At 72.2% G+C, this 12,943-nt stretch carries 11 protein-coding genes; 3 read left to right on the forward strand and 8 right to left on the reverse strand.

Features of this window, described 5'->3' with window-relative positions; genetic code table 11:
- Positions 1–171 precede the first annotated feature (171 nt).
- The gene (thpD, locus tag ACIRPH_RS19725; protein ID WP_402916342.1) at positions 172–1,080 is read right to left on the reverse strand and encodes an ectoine hydroxylase; all 909 of its coding nucleotides are present in this window, start codon (positions 1,078–1,080) and stop codon (positions 172–174) included.
- Between the two features lie 471 nt (positions 1,081–1,551).
- Complete coding sequence (locus tag ACIRPH_RS19730) at positions 1,552–2,079, reverse strand: SigE family RNA polymerase sigma factor (protein ID WP_402916344.1); 528 nt, start codon at positions 2,077–2,079, stop codon at positions 1,552–1,554.
- Positions 2,080–2,643: 564 nt separating this feature from the next.
- Here ACIRPH_RS19730 and ACIRPH_RS19735 point away from each other — a divergent pair.
- Both ACIRPH_RS19735 and ACIRPH_RS19740 read left to right on the forward strand, forming a co-directional pair.
- Positions 2,644–3,615: a hypothetical protein gene (locus tag ACIRPH_RS19735; protein WP_402916346.1), complete on the forward strand. Its 972-nt coding sequence runs from the start codon at positions 2,644–2,646 to the stop codon at positions 3,613–3,615.
- A gap of 2 nt (positions 3,616–3,617) precedes the next feature.
- Positions 3,618–4,610, forward strand: coding sequence for a MauE/DoxX family redox-associated membrane protein (locus ACIRPH_RS19740; RefSeq protein ID WP_402916890.1), 993 nt, complete (start codon positions 3,618–3,620; stop codon positions 4,608–4,610).
- A gap of 133 nt (positions 4,611–4,743) precedes the next feature.
- On the opposite strand, the gene ACIRPH_RS19745 is transcribed toward ACIRPH_RS19740, so the two are convergent.
- Positions 4,744–5,409 carry a hypothetical protein gene (locus tag ACIRPH_RS19745; protein WP_402916348.1) on the reverse strand — a complete coding sequence of 222 codons (666 nt, stop codon included), beginning with the start codon at positions 5,407–5,409 and terminating at the stop codon, positions 4,744–4,746.
- Positions 5,410–5,619: 210 nt separating this feature from the next.
- Here ACIRPH_RS19745 and hisC point away from each other — a divergent pair, with 210 nt between their 5' ends.
- On the forward strand, positions 5,620–6,702 hold the full coding sequence (hisC, locus tag ACIRPH_RS19750) for a histidinol-phosphate transaminase (RefSeq protein ID WP_402916350.1): 1,083 nt from the start codon (positions 5,620–5,622) through the stop codon (positions 6,700–6,702).
- Between the two features lie 266 nt (positions 6,703–6,968).
- Here the strand turns inward: hisC and ACIRPH_RS19755 are convergent, their stop codons facing one another.
- The 5 genes from ACIRPH_RS19755 to murA form a co-directional block, all read right to left on the reverse strand.
- A complete protein-coding gene (locus tag ACIRPH_RS19755) occupies positions 6,969–7,598 on the reverse strand; it encodes a hypothetical protein (RefSeq protein ID WP_402916352.1) in 630 nt (209 codons plus the stop codon).
- Positions 7,595–9,004, reverse strand: coding sequence for an AAA family ATPase (locus ACIRPH_RS19760; protein WP_402916354.1), 1,410 nt, complete (start codon positions 9,002–9,004; stop codon positions 7,595–7,597). Before ACIRPH_RS19760 ends, ACIRPH_RS19755 begins: the two co-directional genes overlap by 4 nt.
- A gap of 112 nt (positions 9,005–9,116) precedes the next feature.
- Positions 9,117–9,269, reverse strand: a complete 153-nt coding sequence (locus ACIRPH_RS19765) for a hypothetical protein (RefSeq protein ID WP_402916356.1) — start codon at positions 9,267–9,269, stop codon at positions 9,117–9,119.
- A 683-nt stretch (positions 9,270–9,952) separates the two neighbouring features.
- Positions 9,953–11,218 (reverse strand): transcriptional regulator, encoded by a 1,266-nt coding sequence (locus ACIRPH_RS19770; RefSeq protein WP_378553683.1) that lies wholly within the window; start codon positions 11,216–11,218, stop codon positions 9,953–9,955.
- 251 nt (positions 11,219–11,469) lie between these two features.
- Positions 11,470–12,765: a UDP-N-acetylglucosamine 1-carboxyvinyltransferase gene (gene murA, locus ACIRPH_RS19775; protein WP_402916892.1), complete on the reverse strand. Its 1,296-nt coding sequence runs from the start codon at positions 12,763–12,765 to the stop codon at positions 11,470–11,472.
- Positions 12,766–12,943: the final 178 nt, after the last annotated feature.

The raw sequence follows: 12,943 nt of genomic DNA on the forward strand, positions 1-12,943 counted from the left end.
GCGCGCGACCACCGGGCCCTGGAGCCGGCCGGCGCACGGGTCGTCGTGACGGATCGGTGGCACCCCCGGGTACCCACCGACCGGTGCAGTGTGAGGGCATACGAACCCGGCCCGCCCTCCGGCGGGCCGGGCGGTCGCGCGCACGGCCGACCGCGGGCGCGACGTCCGCGGTCAGGCCCTCAGCGGCGTGAAGTCGCGTGAGGCGACGAACCCGGGCCGGCGCTCCCGCGCGGCGAACGGCTCGACCAGAGCGTTCTCCACACTGTTGAACACCACGAAGATGTTCGAGCGCGGGTACGGGGTGATGTTGTTCCCTGATCCGTGCATGCTGTTGCAGTCGAACCACAGCGCCGAGCCGCTCGGGCCGGTGAACTGTTCGATCCCGTGGCGCCGGGCCAGCTCGGCGATGTCCTCCTCCTGCGGGACGCCGACCTTCTGGGCCTTCAGCGAGGACCTGTAGTTGTCGTCGGGCGTACGGCCCAGGCACGGGACGAACGTCCGGTGGGCGCCCGGCATGAGCATCAGCCCGCCGTTGAACGGGTGGTTGTCGGTCAACCCGATGGACATGCTGACGGCCGCCATGTCGGCCATGCCGTCCTCGGCGTGCCAGGTCTCGAAGTCCGAGTGCCAGTAGAAGCCGGTGCCCCGGAAGCCGGGCATGAAGTTGACCCGGCTCTGGTGCACGTAGACCTCCGAGCCGAGGATCTGGCGCGCCCTGTCGAGGATCCGGGGTTCCCGGATCAGGCGGGCGATGCGATCGCTCAACAGGTGGGCGTCGAACACCGATCGGACCTCCTCGGAGGTCGGCTCGATGATCGTGCGCTCGTCGGAGCGGATCGCCGGGTCGTCGGTCATCGCCTTGAGCTCGTCCAGGCAGGCGCCGACCTCCTGGTCGGACAGCAGGTCCCGCTGGATGTGGAATCCGTTGCGGGAGTGTTCGGCGAGCTCTTCGGCGGAGGCCGGTCCCTCCTGTGCGCCGGATCGGACGGTCGGTTCGTCGCTGGTGATCCACTTCCGGTCGGAACCGGACTCGACGCGTGTCGGATATCGATCTTGGATGTGGACGTCTACCAGGGTCATGGGACGCCTCTCCTTTCTCGGTGCCCGTCGTTTTCCTCGTCGGCGGACGGTCGCGGTCCGGGTGCCCCGCGGCCGGGCCGCGGCCCCGAGGCCCGGCGGAACAGGATCCCGCCGCGGTCGTCCCGGGGTGCCGTCGGCGCGGCGTCGCGGGGCCGCGCGTGTGCTCTCCGCCGGTCCGCGGTTCCACCCGCCGGACCAGGCCATGCCCGCCGGGAACGCCGATAATCATGCCGGAGGGTGTCGGTGCTTTCTCCCAGGGTGACCGAAAGGTCGGATCACGGTGTCATGCCGTCCCTGCCGTATCGGCCCTGTTCGCGGGCGCTGTCCGGCACGGCCTGCGAATTCTCTTCCCGGCGCGTCCCCCCCCGGGTCGGTGCCCGGGGGCCGGCGCGCCCCGTCGGACCTGTGCCGCCCGGCCTCGGGGGAGGGACGGCGGGGAGGCGCGCCCGTCGTGCGTCCGGCGCCGGCGGGTCAGTTGACGGCGCGCTCGATGACGAGGTCGGCGTCGCGTCGCAGCTTGTCCACGGCCCGGGACAGGGTGCTCTTCACGGTGCCGAGCGTGACGCCCATCCGGGCGGCGATCTGCGCCTCGGTGAGGTCGTCGTAGTAGCGGAGGACGACCGTGGCGCGCTGGCGCTCGGGGAGGCGTTCGATGGCCCGCCCGACCACGTCGGCGAGGTCGCTGCGCCAGGTGGGGTCGTCCACGCGCTGCTCGGGGATGTCGTCGGTGGGGTAGACGTCCAGCCGTTTGCGCCGCCACTCGGAGATCTGCGTGTTGACCATCGCCCGGCGCACGTACCCGTCGCGGGCCCTCGGGTCGGCGATCCGCTCCCAGGAGAGGAAGGTCTTCACGAGGGCGGCCTGGAGCAGGTCCTCGGCGTCGGCGAGGTTGTTCGTGAGGGAGCGGGCCATCCGCAGCAGGGCGGGACCGCGCTCGGCCACGTAGCGGCTGAACTCGTCGTACCTGGGGGTCCGGGTAGTTCCTGTCACGCCGACCACCGACTCTCACAGCTGCTGCGTGCTGCTTTGTCATGCTTTCTTCCCCTCACTGTCACACAGCGAACGCAAATCTCCGGGCACCTGTGCTCCACGTGCCGACCAACGGCACGCCATGGAGGGCCGGACCCCGCAGGACGGCGGTCCCGGGCCGCCCACCGGACGCGCCGGACGCGCCGGGGACTCCGCCGCGCGGCCCCGCCCGACGTCGTCCCGGCCGGTGCGCGGGGAGGGGCTCCCTGTGGCGGGCGCCGCGGGTCCGGCGGACGGCGGGGGCGGCGCGCAGACTCTTGGTCATTTTTGTGGATCTATCGGTGTGTATCGGGTCTATCTGCGACTTTGCCGCCACAAGCTGTACTCAAGCGGCTGCATGCGGTCATCATGGTGGATGGTCCGCACGGGGTCCCGCCCCGGTCGCACCGGCTTCAGGAAGGTCGCCGCGAGCAATGGCCGGGACATGAGGACCACCCGAACGGGTGCGTGTCGGCGTGGGGCCGGTGGCCGGTGGTTCCGACCGGGACAATGGGCAGAGAGTGACGAGTCGGGTGACAAGGGGGCGCAGACGACATGTCAGTGATGACGGACAGCGGAAGGGACCGCAGAAGGTTCACCGCGGCGGTGCTCGGCCCCGAGACCGCGCTCGAACCCACACCGGTGGGCGACCGCGTCGTGCGCGGCGTGGTCGTCGGCGCCACCCCGCACATGCTCTGCCTGGCCACGCCCCGGGGCGAGGAGAGGTTCCTGTACGACCGCGCCACCACGCTGTGGCGCGGGGGCGAGGCCCGGCCCGACGACCTGAGGGACGGCGACGACGCCGTGGTGCTCTGCTCGCGGGACGGCCGCCTCGTCGCCGAACGCGTGTGGGCCCAGGCCGCCCGGGCGACCGGCGTCATCGTCGACCGCGAGGGCGAGACCCTGGAGATCGACCCCGGACACGGCCGTCCCCGCACGACCGTGGTCCTCCCCTACCGCACCTCGGGCCGTATCGCCGTCCGCCACCCGCGCCTGGAACCCGGCTACGTCTTCGACGCCGTCGGGGTCTGGCGAGAGGGGGCCGTGTGGGCCGCCCGACCCGCCACGACGCAGCCGCCCTACCCGCTCAGCGCCACACCGCCGAGACCGCCCACACCCCGTCACTCCACCACTCTCAGCGGCATCGCCGCCTGGTACGACCCCGCCTGGGGGCGCTCGTCCCACCTGGACCCGCGCGCCCGCGTCGACGGCGTCGCCTATCCGGCCCTCGACCCCGTCGGCCACGACGCGGAGTGCGACCGGCGCACCTCCTGCGTGCCGCTTCCGCTGCTGTCCGCCGGCGCGACGCTGAACCTGCGCAACGACTGCACGAGGGACACGGCGGTGCTCCCCGTCGTGGACTGCGCCGCCGCCGACAGCTGGCTGTGCGACCTGTGCCCCGCCTGCGGGGGGCAGGGCGCGGGGCGGATCGCCTCCCTCACCATGACCGCGTTCGTCGCGCTCGGGGGGCTCTTGGAGGACGGCTGCTTCAACGCGACCATGACGGTCCACAACGGGGAGGGATGACCATGCTGCCGGAGATCGTGGAGGCGGTCCGCGAGGTCCAGCTGCCGCTGCTGGCGGTGCTGCTCCTGCTCGGCGCCGCGAGCAAGACCACCAGGCAGGCCGCCGGTTCGGGACTGGCCGTCCTGGTGCCCGAGCGCCTGCGCCGTCCGGCCACCGTCGGGACCGGCCTCCTGGAGGTCGCGCTCGCCGTCGGACTGGTGGCCCTCGCCGGGCTCCCGGGCGACGCCGTGCGCCTGCTCACCGCCGTCGTGTTCGCCGCGTCGGTGGTGGTGCTGGCCCTGGCGCGCAGACGCGACCCGGAGGCGGGCTGCGGCTGCTTCGGCGGGCTGAGCCGCGCCCCCATCGGTTGGCGCACGCTCACCCGGGCCGGGCTCCTGTCCGCCGCCGCCCTGGCCACGCTGGGCCTGGAGCCCGGCGGGTGGCAGGTGGCCCTCGCCCCCACGGCGCTGCACGGCTGGGTCCTGGGCGCGGAACTGCTGCTCCTCGCCGCTCTCAGCCCCGAGCTGCGCGAGGTGGCGGCCCGGACCCTCCACCGGGAGCCGTGCGAGCTGCGCGAGGTCTCGATGCGCCGCACCGCGCGCAGGCTGCGCCGCAGCGACGTGTGGCGCACCAACGAGGGCGTGATGATCAAGACCGAGCCCGACGACGTGTGGAGGCACGGCTGCTGGCGGTTCCTGCGCTACGACGGGATGCGCCACGGGCGGCGTGTGGACGTCGTGTACGCGGTCAGGATCGGCGGGCGCCGACGCGCCGGCGTGCGTGCGGTGCTCGTCGACCGGGGGAGCGGAGCGGTGGTCGCCTCCTTCGGGGCCGTGACCGGCCTCGAACTGCTCGGGCCGCCCCGCAGGCTTCCCCGGCCGCGTCAGGCGGCCAGGCGGGACGCCGAGCGGCACGACGCGGCCCGGGCCGCGGAGACGCTCCGGGCGGCGCGTGAGCACCCGGCCAGGATGATGCCCGACCACTCGCGCGACGCCGACACCGGCCAGCCGGTGTGACGGGGTCCCGCACGGGGCCGGCCTCCGCCGGGCCGGTTCCGTGCGGGACCCCGCGGGGGACCGGCCGTCCGGGCGCCGGGGCAGGGCCGGACGGCGGGGCCCGGGGCGGACCGCCGCGGTGCGGCCGGGGCGCTCAGCCCAACATCCGGTCCTGGCGTTCCACGGCGGCCTCGCTGAACTCGACGAGCATCTCCTCGTAGTCCTCCAGCGCGCCCTGGCCGAGGATCGACGTGGTGCCCACCAGGCCGCCGTTGCGGTACATGATGCTGAACATGCGGCTGTCCTCCTCCGCCGAGCTCACCTCGATGGAGTAGGCGCGGGACTCGTCGCCGATCTCCGGGACCTGCCCCAGGTCGCTCACCCCGTAGTCGGACGTGGTCCCGTCCTCGTAGGTGGCGGTGTACTCGGCGCAGCTCTCCGGCGGCCTCGTGGCGAGCGCCTCGGCGGCGGTGCCCTCGTCCAACTGGACCAGCATGTGCGACACCGAGCCCTCGGACCACTCGTAGGCGGCCACGGAGGCGGGCGCCCCCTGCACCCCGTCCATGTCCCCCCAGCGGTTCGCGGCGTCCAGGCACTCGGGCTTGTCCAGCTCGGTGGTGGCCCGGACCTCGGCGCTGTACCGCACTGTGACAAGCTCGGAGTAGGTGCCGCTCTCACTGCCCTCGGGCACGAGGGTGGCGTCGCGGACGTGCAGCGGGTGCGCGTCGTACAGGGCGGCGGCGGCCTCGGCGTTGGGATCGCCTCCCCCCTCGGCCCCGCCGCCGCACGCACCGAGCATGACCACCACGGGTAGGACCATGGGAAGGGCCAATGGCCGGACGTGTGACCGCCCTCCCCGCGGACGGGGGTACTGACCAGCCGGAATCCGAGCTGAGCCGGCGGGGCAGGGACGCAAACGCATGGTGCTATCTCCTCGTTTGTGCGATATTTCCGCTGGGTGCGGTGATCGGCCCGGGCGCGAGATCGCTGAGCGTGTCGCGGGGTTAGCACAAAGTATTGAGGAAGGACAATGGTGTCGGAGTCGAAATCGCCATATCTGCGGTCGGTGCTGGAGAGCATTCCCCCGTACAAGCCGGGCAGGAAGGTCGTCGGCCCCGAGGGCCGGTCCGTCAAGCTCTCCTCCAACGAGAGCCCCTACGGCCCGCTCCCCTCGGTGCGTGAGGCCGTCGCGCGGGCGGCCGCCGAGCTGAACCGCTACCCGGACCCGGGAGCCGAGGAGCTCACCTCCCTTCTCGCGCGGCGCCTGGACGTCCCCACCGAGCACCTCGCCCTCGGCGCGGGCTCCGTCGGCATGCTCCAGCAGCTCCTGGAGGCGGTCGGCGAACCCGGGGCCGAGGTCGTCTACGCCTGGCGGTCCTTCGAGGCCTATCCGCTGCTCGCCGGGCTCGCCGGGGTGACCCCGGTGCAGGTTCCGCTGAAGGACGAGGCGCACGACCTCGACGCCATGGCGGACGCGGTCACCCCGGCCACCCGCATGGTGATCGTCTGCAACCCCAACAACCCGACCGGCACCGCGGTCCGCGCGGACGAGCTGACCGCCTTCCTGGACCGGATCCCGGACGGTGTGCTGATGATCCTGGACGAGGCGTACCTGGAGTACGTGCGCGACCCCCGCGTGCCCAACGGCGTCGACCTCTACCGGGACCGGCCCAACGTCGCCGTGCTGCGCACGTTCTCCAAGGCCTACGGCCTGGCCGCGGTGCGCCTGGGCTACCTCGTCGGCCACCCGCCGGTGGTCGACGCGGTCCGCAAGACCCTCGTGCCGTTCGCCGTGAACCACCTCGCCCAGGCCGCGGGGATCGCCTCCCTCGCCGCTGAGGACGAGCTCATGGAGCGGGTCGCGGCCACCGTCGCGGAGCGCGACCGCGTCCGCGACGCGCTCGTCGCCTCCGGGTGGACCGTGCCGCCGACCGAGGCCAACTTCGTGTGGCTGCGGCTGGGCGCGGACACGCTCGACTTCGCCGCCGCGTGCGCGGAGGCGGGCGTCTCGGTGCGCCCGTTCGCGGGCGAGGGCGCCCGCGTGAGCCTCGGCACCCCCGAGGAGAACGACGCGTTCCTGGCCGTGGCCGCCTCCTACGCCGAGCGCCGCTAGGGAACCCGCGGGACGCCCGTCCGGCCGGGGCGGCCGTCCGCCCCGAGCGAGCGGGCGCCCGTTCGCGACCTCCCAGGACGCCGGCGCACGGTCCCGGCGCCAGGGGCCGCCTCGTCGTCCGTGCGCGGGGTCCGACAGCGGGGCGCATGATCACCGCCGGATTGTCCACAGCCTGTGGACGGGGATGGCGGGGGAGGGCCGGAGAGGGCTGGCGTCGACGCGGGGGACCCGCGGCCCCCCCGTGGCCGCCGTGCGGCGCCCCCGTGTCAGCAGCCCAGCTGAGCCAGGCCTGCCTCCACATCCCCGACGAACGCCTGCCAGGAGGGGAGACCGGCCACAGGACCGTGGGAGTCGAGGCGCTGGAGGAGCTGTCGGCGGTTCTCGGAGAAGCGCCTGTTGAACCGATCGAGCTTTCGCCCCGTGAGCTCGGACGCCTTGGACAGGACCTGCTTCAGCTCGGCCTTGGGGTCCGGTATCGCCTCGATGCGCTTCAGGGGCGGCAGCCCGAGGGCGCACCGACCGTTCGGGTTTCCGGCCACCCTGCGGATCGCGGTCTCGTCCACCAGGAGCCACGCCTCCGTCATGCGTACCGGGACGATGGGCACGTGGACCACCTGTGGCATGTGCGCACGCACAGCGTTCCCGATCTCGGCCAGGCGGGCGTCACGGCCCATGGAGTCCGCGTCGCGGTGGACGGCGACGAGCTCGTACTCGCCACCGAGGTTCGTGATCGCGGCGAGCTTGTCGGTCAGCGCGTGGCCCACGTGTTCCAACCGGCCCAGCTCCGGATTGGTGACGGTGACCTCCACCCCACGGTCTGCGGCGATGGCCCCGATGTGGTCCGCGATGCCGTCGTCGCTCGACCCCTCTCCGAGAAAGAGAATGCGGAGGGTCATATTCCGTCCAGAGTCAGCTGGGCCCCGGGGGGAGCGGTCAGATAGGGGAGGATGTCCGGTCGCGTGACGGAGACGCTGCCGGGAGACCTGTCGCGCCAGGTTCCGGTCATAGGGCGCAGCCTGAGGGCGTGAGTGGCCTGCCCGTCGGAGCGTTTGCGCCGGACACTGTCGGCGAAGAGCAGGTCGGCGGGGTCGACGACCTGAACGACACCGGGTGAGTGGGTGTTGACGAGCACCTGTCGGAAAGGGTTGTCCTCACCCGGTTCCTGGAAGGGGTCCACCGCGAGGTCGCGGACGAGCTCGACCATGGCGGGCAGGTTGCCGGGATGGATACCGTTCTCCGGTTCCTCCATGCACAGGAGCCCCTGGACCGAGGGGTCCTCCAGGAGGACGCACAGGGCCAGGAAGCGCAGAGTCCCTTCGGAGAGACTGCGGGCGGGGATCCTCAGGCCGTTGGCCTCCTGCAACTCGACGGCGAGCAGTTGGCGCACTTCGTCCTCGACCACGCGCAGCTCGTCGACGGAGACACCGACGAGGTCCGCCAGTCTCCCGGAGACCCGCGCGAAGACGCGGTCAGGATCGGAGCCCGGCTCCTGCTGGGCGATGCGGAAGAGGGTCCCGGGCAGGTGGAGTCCGTTGGCGTCCATCACCTGGGGGTCGGTGTACCGGTCCGCTGTGCGCAGGGCCGTGGGCTCCAGTGCCAGGCGCTTCCAGGACTGCATCTCCCTGCGCGCCGCGAGGATGGTGGGGTCGTCACTGCTCGTCACCGTGCTCACCACGGTCGCCGGTGCTCTGGAAGCGGCCGCGGGTTTGGGCTGGCCGCGGCTTCCCCCGTCCTGGTGGATGCTGATGATCGGCTGGCCGTCCTGGAACGTGGTGGAGATGAAGGCTGCGCCGCTCCGGTTGTTCTTCAGCACCGAGTCACGGAACGCCTTCTTGCTGTGCGGGAAGCGCAGTCGACGAGGCGCCTCGCCGAGGTTGATGTGGTTCAGCCGTTCCCCCAGCAGAGCCAACCTGCCGACCTTGTCCGCACCGGAGGGGGGAAGGAAGCCCAGTTCCAGTTCGTAGCGCAGGTAGGTACTGGTCGCCTTGGCCTCGCGGCCGAAGTCGTCCTCCACGAACTCCGGTACGAGCATCTCCGCCGCGAAGCGCATGCGTTTGTCGTGCGAGCCGAAGCCGTTCCAGAACAGCTCCCGAGGATCACCCGATCGCTCCCGGTCGGTGCCCCTCACCTCGGACGCGGCCTCGATGAGCGAGCGACTCGACAGCAGGCTCAGGAACTGGATCGCGTCGAAGACGTTCGACTTGCCGGTACCGTTCTCTCCGGCGATACAGGTGAACGGGCCGAAGTCCACTTCGAGGCCCAACAGGTTCTTGAACCCGTCGACCTCCAGACGAGTGAGCACTCCATCTCCCGTCGAACGGTTTCACACCCCCACCGCTCGGTGGGCGGGCGCGCCCCGACCGGGGCTGAAGCAAGCTCTATCGAATACGTGACGTGTGAGCAAGCCGGGGCGCTCACGGGTTGCGCCCGGGCCACCAGGCGGTGGCGGCGACGACGCGTGCGGCGACCTCCTCGACGGTGCGGCCGTCGGTGGGGACGGGGGCCGCCTCGTCGTCCGTGCGCGGGGGGCCGACAGCGGGGCGCGTGATCGCCGCCGGATTGTCCACAGCCTGTGGACGGGGATGGCGGGGGAGGGCCGGAGAGGGCTAGCGTTGATGCGGGGGACCCGCGGCCCCCCGTGGCCGCCGTGCGGCGCCCCCCTGTTCCACACTCCCACCGGGCCGTTCTGCGGGCAACGCCCCTCCACGGCCTGTGGAGAAACCGGTCGGCCCGCCTCCGGTGGATCCCGCACACGGTCCGCCACGCCTCCGGAAAACCTGGTCGACCCGCCGGCCGTCACCGCGAACCTGGCCGCCCGGTCGCCCCAGACGCCTTCACGGGCCCCGATCGGCTCGCCCCGGGGCCGGTTCCCCACGGGCCCCGCGGGCACCCCCCAGGGCGGCCCCGGGCCGCTCCACAGCCCCTCACGGCTGGGCCCGGGCCTCACCCGGGAGCCTCCGGGCCCTCGCCCGGTAGCCCTCCGGGGCCTCGACGGGTAGCCCTCCGGGGCCTCGACGGGTAGCCCTCCGGGGCCTCGACGGGTAGCCCTCCGGGGCCTCGACGGGTCGCCCCGCGGCACCGGGGCCCCGGCCGCCCTCCGGGGCCGCGGGCGTTCGCCCGTCCCCGGCCCTCGACGGACCGCCCGTCCCGACCGCCCGCCCCTGCGCCCCGGGTGCGCACACGGGCGGGGGCGGTCCCCCTTGGGGAACCGTCCCCGCCCGCGAACGTGCGGCGTCTGTGCGCCCGCCGCCTACTTGCCCGCCGCGTCCTTGTCCAGCTTCTCCACGATCAGCCTGTAGAGCTGGCGCGGGCGGCCGGGCTGGAGGGTGCGGTTGGGGGGCAGCGGCCATGCCAGCCCCTCCTCGACGAGGGTGCGCAGCAGCCGGCGCGCGGTCCGGGAGGTGACGCCGAGCATGCGCCCGGCGTTCTCGGCGTCGACGACCAGCGGGCCGTCCTCCTCGGCGATCTTCTCCGAGAGCCGGATCAATGTCTCACGGCCCTTGGTGCGCAGCGGTTCGGAGGACTGCCGTGCGGGCGCGCGCTGGGCGGGGACCAGGGAGCGACCCTCGCGGTCCACCGCGAAGCTCTGACGGGACGCCTGGGCGCGGTTCAGGGCGGCCCGGGCGTGCGCCTCGGCGTCCTGGGTGGTGCGTCCCATGCCGATCCCGACCTCGATCGCGATCCCCAGCTCCGCCTTGATGCGCTCCACGAACGGCGGCTGCCGGAACCCCTCGGTCGCGGTCACGAGCGATCCCCGCGTGGCGGTCACCATGAACGAATGGTCGTCCAGGCGGTGGGCCGTGGCGTTGATCCGGTGGGCCTCCTGGAGGAGGAGCCGGTGCAGCGACAGCCGCAGCTCCTCGCGCCAGTACCGGGGGGTCGACCGCCGGGACGAGTCCCGCAGCGTGGGCACGTCCACCACCACGACGCCCAGCTGGGCCTCCTCCAGCCGGTGGTGCGCCCCCAGCAGACCCGCGGTCTGGAGGGCGCTGCGCACGCCGGCGTTGGTGGGCCGCAGCCGGATCACCGGGACGCCGATGGCCTCCAGCCGCTCGGCGACACCGCGCACGCAGGTGATCGCCATGCGGGTGGCCTTGCGCCGCCACAGCCCCTCGTGGAAGGACGTGAGCTGCGCGGTGTTCGTGAGCTCCTCGTGCACGTGGATGCCGTCCACGGGCAGGTCGACCTCGGAGTAGGCCTCGACCACGTCGGCGCGGCTGAGCACGTCGAGGCTGGCTCTGGTCGGGTCGTACCGGTCGTCCAGGGTCGCCCGGAGCAGGGCCTCGTGCAGGCTGGCGCCGCCGAGCGGCACGAAGGTGGCGGGCATCGTGAGAACCCCGGCCTTGCGCGCGAACTCGTACGGGACAGGGCTGGCGAACAGGTAGGCGTCGATCGCCGAACCCAGCCTGACGACCTTGTCCGTCGCCTCTTGCTCATCTCGGTACGCGGCTGCGATGAGTCTGGCGTTGAGGGGCCCGGTGGACCCCGGGCCCATGAGCATGACCCGTTCGACCACCTCATGGGGCCCTATGACGCCGATCGTCAAATCGCCAGTACGCTGGGCACTCACCTCGGGTTGCTCCCCGCTACCATTCCACGCTCTTCACTATGTGCGCCCACTGGTTTCCCGACCCGATCTCTGTCACGGCATGATTGCCGAGATCGTACCCATTGTGCGGGGCCAAAGAAGATCGTTTTCGATATCAACGCCGAAAGCCCGGGTGGGAGGCAAGCCCCCACCCCGGCTTGAACTGCGCTTTCGGCTCCCTACGAGACGACGACGCGCTCCACGTCCGCGCCGAGAGCAGCAAGCCTCGCCGCGAACTGGGCGTGACCGCGGTCAACCAGGTATCCGGGCGCCACGATTGTCTCACCTTCCGCGACCAGTCCGGCGAGGACCAGGGCAGCACCGGTGCGCAGGTCGTGCGCGATGACCTCGGCCCCGCGCAGGTTGGTCGGCCCGTGCACGATGGCGCGGGTGCCCTCGACCTCGATCTTCGCGCCCATCTTGTTGAGCTCGTCGGCCAGGGCGAACCGGCCGTCGTAGATGGCCTCGTGGATGTAGCTCTCGCCCTCGGCCAGAGTGGCCAGGGCCATCAGCGGCGACTGCAGGTCGGTCGCGAAGCCCGGGAACGGCGAGGTGACGGCGTTGATCGGGCGCAGCGGCACGGAGGGGTCCCTCTGCACGTGCAGGACCGCGCCCTCCTGGGAGAAGCCCACGCCCATCTGCTCGAGCTTCCAGCGGGCCACGCCCAGGTGGTCCAGGTGGGCGCCCACCAGGCTGACCTCGCCGCCGGTGGCGGCGACGGTCATCGCGAACACGCCGGCGTCGATGCGGTCCGACATGATGGTGTGCTCGACCGCGGTGAGCTCCTCGACACCCTCGACGGTGATGAGCCCGGTGCCGCCGCCGCTGATCCTGGCGCCCATGGCGCTCAGGAAGTTGATGACGTCGATGACCTCGGGCTCGAGGGCCGCGTGCTCGATCACCGTGGTGCCCGGCGCCAGGACGGCGGCCATGAGCAGGTTCTCGGTACCGGTGTGGGACGGCGTGTCCAGGTAGAGGCGGCCACCGCGGAGGTTGCTGGCCTCCACGTTGATGTGGTTGCGCTCGGGGTCCTCGGTGACCTCCGCGCCCAGGCGCGCGAAGCCCCGGTAGTGGAAGTCGAGGTTGCGGCTGCCCAGGTTGCAACCGCCGACGCCCTCGATGCGGGCGCGGCCGGTGCGGTGCATCAGCGCGGGAACGAAGAGCACGGAGCCGCGGAAGCGGGCCGCGATCTCGGCGGGCAGGACGGCGCGCTCGGGGTCGTTGAGACGGGACGCGTCGATGACGACGGTGCGCTCGGCCTCGTGGAACTCGACCTTGGCGCCCACGTGTTCGGCGAGCTCAAGCGCGCGGTAGACGTCCTCGATGACGGGCACGTTCCGCAGCACGGTACGGCCCTTGGCCGCGAGCAGAGCGGCCCCGATCATCGGCAGGACGGCGTTCTTCGCGCCTTGGATGAACGCCGTTCCACTGAGGGGGCGTCCGCCGCGGACGCGGTAACGAACCTCCTGGCCCATGCTCATGTGCTCCTTTGTGAGGCAGATGTGAAAAAAGGTCACCCTCGTCGGGTATCGCCTATGTGCGTTTTAGACGCGGGTTTCCCCTGGAACGTTGCGACCATCTTGCGCGTGACCTGCGCGGCCGGTGAAGCCGGTGCTCGCGACGACTCTATAGCACCCACCCGCGTGTACCGGC

It is taken from the genome of Nocardiopsis sp. NPDC101807 (assembly GCF_044766605.1).
Taxonomy (GTDB): domain Bacteria; phylum Actinomycetota; class Actinomycetes; order Streptosporangiales; family Streptosporangiaceae; genus Nocardiopsis; species Nocardiopsis tropica.

Bases quoted from the DNA above. Each gene is read 5' to 3' on its own strand.
- ACIRPH_RS19745 (WP_402916348.1), bottom strand. From the start codon at position 5,409: ATGGTCCTACCCGTGGTGGTCATGCTCGGTGCGTGCGGCGGCGGGGCC.
- ACIRPH_RS19755 (WP_402916352.1), bottom strand. From the start codon at position 7,598: ATGACCCTCCGCATTCTCTTTCTCGGAGAGGGGTCGAGCGACGACGGC.
- ACIRPH_RS19735 (WP_402916346.1), top strand. From the start codon at position 2,644: ATGTCAGTGATGACGGACAGCGGAAGGGACCGCAGAAGGTTCACCGCG.
- hisC (WP_402916350.1), top strand. From the start codon at position 5,620: ATGGTGTCGGAGTCGAAATCGCCATATCTGCGGTCGGTGCTGGAGAGC.
- thpD (WP_402916342.1), bottom strand. From the start codon at position 1,080: ATGACCCTGGTAGACGTCCACATCCAAGATCGATATCCGACACGCGTC.
- ACIRPH_RS19740 (WP_402916890.1), top strand. From the start codon at position 3,618: ATGCTGCCGGAGATCGTGGAGGCGGTCCGCGAGGTCCAGCTGCCGCTG.
- murA (WP_402916892.1), bottom strand. From the start codon at position 12,765: ATGGGCCAGGAGGTTCGTTACCGCGTCCGCGGCGGACGCCCCCTCAGT.